We start from the raw sequence: 3,448 nt of genomic DNA, 5'->3' as shown, positions 1-3,448 counted from the left end.
GGGCCGCGTGCGGCTCACCACCATGCGGAGCGGCGAGCCTGTCGGCGGCAGGGCCACGGGGCGGTCCGAGCGCAGCACCGCATCAAGCCCGGGCAGGGCCACCGCGCCGACGGCGGCGACGCCGTCGATCGCCAGGGCGACATGGACGGCCCAGTCGGCACGGCCCTCGCCATATTCGCGCGTGCCGTCCACCGGGTCCACGATCCAGACGCGCGACTGGCCCAGCCGGGCTCCGTCGCACTTCATCTCCTCCGACAGCAGGCCGTCCTCGGGCCGCTGCTCGCGGAGCGCATGCACGAGGAACTGGTTGGCGGTCAGATCGCCCGCCTTGCCGAGCGCCTTCTGCGAGAACACGCCGCTGGCGCGCACCTCCAGCAGGATGCGACCGGTGGTTTCCGCCAAGTGGGCGGCGAGCTCGGGATCGGTCACGGAACAGGCCTTGCGATGACGAGGCGGACATCATTGTCTCGCGCCGGAACAGCCGAGGCAAGGCTGCTGGCCTCGCGGCGCCGCGTCCTTCGAGACGCGGCTTCGCCGCTCCTCAGGATGGCGAGTGTATGCAAGACCTCACCCCATTCCTCATGCTGAGGAGCGAGCTTGCTCGCGTCTCGAAGCACGCACTGCGTCGGACGGCGCTTTCAGCCCTCCGCGGCGAAGGCCCAGTAGAGTGCCCGCGCGCGCAGCGTCATGGGGCCGATACCCAGCGTGCGCCCATCAACGCCGGTGATGGGCGCCACCTTCTGGAAGTTGCCGCTGGAAAAGATCTCGTCGGCGGCCTTGAAGTCGGCGTAGCGCAGGGTGCGCTCGACCACCTCCACGCCGTCCTGGCGCAGCAGCGAGATCACGCGCCGCCGGGTGATGCCGTCCAGGAACGTGCCGTTGGGGACAGGCGTCATCACCACGCCGTCCTTGACCAGGAACACGTTGGCGTTGGCCAGCTCGGCCACGTTGCCGAGCATGTCGGTCATCAGGCAGTTGCCGAAGCCCCGCGCTAGCGCCTCCCGCAGCGCCCGCGCGCCGTTCGGATAGAGGGCGCCGGCCTTCGCCTCCACCGGGGCGCAGTCGGCCGTGGGCCGGCGGAACGGGGACAGGGTGATCGCGGCGCCGCTGGGCTCCGGCAGGGGCGCCTCGTAGAGGTTCATGCACCAGCAGGTGGAGGCCGGATCGAACATGACGCCGCCGCCGAGGCCACTTTCCGCCCAGTACATGGGTCGGATGTAGAGGTCGGCCTCAGGGCCGAAGCGGGCGGCGCCCTCCCGCGCCAGCTCCATCCAGCGCGCCGTCGCCACGACCGGCTCCAGGCCGAAGCTGATCGCGGAGCGGTTCACCCGGGCGCAGTGCGCCTCCAGGTCCGGGAAGCGGCCGCCCATCCGCCGCGCGCCGTCGAAGACGGTGGAGGCCAGCCAGGCCCCGTGGGTGCGCGGTCCCATGATGGCCACGTTGCCCTCATGCCACTCGCCCTCGAAGAAGGTCCAGGTCTGCGAGATGGGGGCGCGGGTCGCGACCACGTGGGACATCTTGGGCTCCAGGGCGGGGCCTCACTGTCGCCGGCAAAGGTAAGCAGGGGCATAAAGCTCCCTCCTCTTCCTGCTTAACGGGCGTTCATGACGATTCCCGAGTGTTGAAGGCAATTTCGTTACTTCGCGGCATGCAGATTGCTGGCCGAGCGCCAGAGGACGCCCCGATGATCTCTTCAGCCGCCAGAAGTGCACGGTTCCAGGACGCCGACGCGCCGCAGAGCGACGCGGACTGGATGCGCGAGAGGGTGGTCATCCACAAGATGGTCGTGGCGGTGCACGCCTGTCATCCGGCCCTGCCCGACCTGCTGGATGAGCTCGCCCGCTCCCAGGGGCGGCTGCACTCCCTTGTGGTGCGTCCCGTCGGCGAGGCGTTCGAGGCGGTGCTGCAGGCCACCCGCCTCAGCCCGGACGCCGCGCGGCGGCTGGTGGACCGCTTCGCCGCCCATCCGGAGGTCGCCTGCGCCTCCATCGAACACATGCTGGTCCGCTGAGCCGTCCCGGAATGGCGCACCCGCCGACCCGATCCGAGACGCCATGGCCCGAAAGGACCCCGATGAGACTCGCCACACAAGCGCTCCACGCCGGCTTCGACGCCGATCCCACCACCCATGCGGTCGCCGTGCCGATCTACCAGACCGCAGCCTACGCCTTCGACAGCGCCGACCATGGCGCGGCCCTGTTCGACCTGGAGGCCGAGGGCTACCGCTACAGCCGCATCGCCAACCCTACCGTGGCGGTGCTGGAAGAGCGGGTGGCGGCCATGGAGGGCGGCGTCGGCGCACTGGCGGTGGCCAGCGGCCAGGCGGCCCTGCACTACGCCATCGCCAATCTGGCCGACCACGGCGGAAACATCGTCTGTGCGCCCCAGCTCTACGGCACCACTCACACCCTGTTCAGCCACGTGCTGCCGCGCCAGGGCGTCACCGTCCGCTACGCCGAGAGCGACCACCCCGACGCGATCGCCAAGCTGATCGACACCGACACCCGCGCGGTGTTCTGCGAGAGCATCGGCAACCCCGCCGGCAACATCGCCGACATCGAGGCCTTGGCCAAGATCGCCCACGCGACCGGCGTACCCCTGGTGGTCGACAACACCGTGGCGACGCCCTGCCTGCTACGCCCCATCGACTACGGCGCGGACGTGGTGGTGCACAGCCTGACCAAGTTCATGGGGGGTCACGGCACGACGCTCGGCGGGATCATCGTGGACGGAGGTCGCTTTCCTTGGGAGAAGCACGCCGACCGCTTCCCGGCCTTCAACACGCCTGACGAGTCCTATCACGGGCTGGTCTATCGGGAGCGGTTCGGCGCGTCCGCCTACATCGCGCGCTGCCGCAGCGTCTACCAGCGCACCATGGGTGCGGTGCTGGCGCCCATGAGCGCCTTCCAGCTGATCCAGGGCATCGAGACCGTGTCGCTGCGCATGGAGCGGCATGTGGAGAACGGCCGTAAGGTCGCTGACTTCCTCCGCGGCCACCAGGACGTGGAGTGGGTCGCCTACGCCGGGCATCCGGACAGCGCCTACCATGCGCTCGCGCAGAAATACCTGGGCGGCCAGGGCTCCTCGCTGCTGACCTTCGGGGCCGCAGGCGGGCTTGAGGGCGGCAAGGCCTTCTACGACGCGCTCCGCCTGGTGAAGCGGCTGGTCAACATCGGCGACGCCAAGTCGCTGGCCTGCCACCCCGCCTCCACCACCCACCGCCAGATGCCGCCGGACGTGCAGCTAAAGGCCGGGGTGCGACCGGAGACGCTCCGCATCAGCGTCGGCATCGAGCATATCGACGACATCCTGGACGACCTCGACCAGGCGCTGGCCGCCGCCCGGCGCGCCACCCGCCGCCCCGCGGCCGCGTGAGGGAGCGCGCGCGATGATGGGACTGCAGCTCTACGGGCCGGCGGGGGCGCTGGAAAGGCGGACGCCCGCGGTG

Annotated in this window: 4 protein-coding genes; 2 read left to right on the top strand and 2 right to left on the bottom strand. The window is 70.3% G+C overall.

What is annotated here, in order from left to right:
* On the bottom strand, positions 1-429 hold a 429-nt coding region (locus tag HUV06_RS15245; protein WP_305793648.1), incomplete at its 3' end, for an inositol monophosphatase family protein.
* A gap of 209 nt (positions 430-638) precedes the next feature.
* The gene (locus tag HUV06_RS15240; RefSeq protein WP_174302095.1) at positions 639-1,517 is read right to left on the bottom strand and encodes a branched-chain amino acid aminotransferase; all 879 of its coding nucleotides are present in this window, start codon (positions 1,515-1,517) and stop codon (positions 639-641) included.
* Between the two features lie 167 nt (positions 1,518-1,684).
* Here HUV06_RS15240 and HUV06_RS15235 point away from each other — a divergent pair, with 167 nt between their 5' ends.
* Positions 1,685-2,011 (top strand): hypothetical protein, encoded by a 327-nt coding sequence (locus tag HUV06_RS15235; protein WP_174302094.1) that lies wholly within the window; start codon positions 1,685-1,687, stop codon positions 2,009-2,011.
* 62 nt (positions 2,012-2,073) lie between these two features.
* Positions 2,074-3,375, top strand: coding sequence for an O-acetylhomoserine aminocarboxypropyltransferase/cysteine synthase family protein (locus HUV06_RS15230; RefSeq protein WP_174302093.1), 1,302 nt, complete (start codon positions 2,074-2,076; stop codon positions 3,373-3,375).
* The last annotated feature ends 73 nt before the right edge of the window (positions 3,376-3,448 follow it).

It is taken from the genome of Caulobacter sp. S45, from assembly GCF_903642205.1.
In the GTDB taxonomy this organism is placed as follows: domain Bacteria; phylum Pseudomonadota; class Alphaproteobacteria; order Caulobacterales; family Caulobacteraceae; genus CAHJWH01.
The sequence above is the reverse complement of the archived record's forward strand: the minus strand, read 5'-3'. Positions and strand labels throughout refer to the sequence as shown.

Coding starts and splice junctions, on each gene's coding strand:
- HUV06_RS15240 (WP_174302095.1), bottom strand. CDS start 1,517: ATGTCCCACGTGGTCGCGACCCGCGCCCCCATCTCGCAGACCTGGACC.
- HUV06_RS15235 (WP_174302094.1), top strand. CDS start 1,685: ATGATCTCTTCAGCCGCCAGAAGTGCACGGTTCCAGGACGCCGACGCG.
- HUV06_RS15230 (WP_174302093.1), top strand. CDS start 2,074: ATGAGACTCGCCACACAAGCGCTCCACGCCGGCTTCGACGCCGATCCC.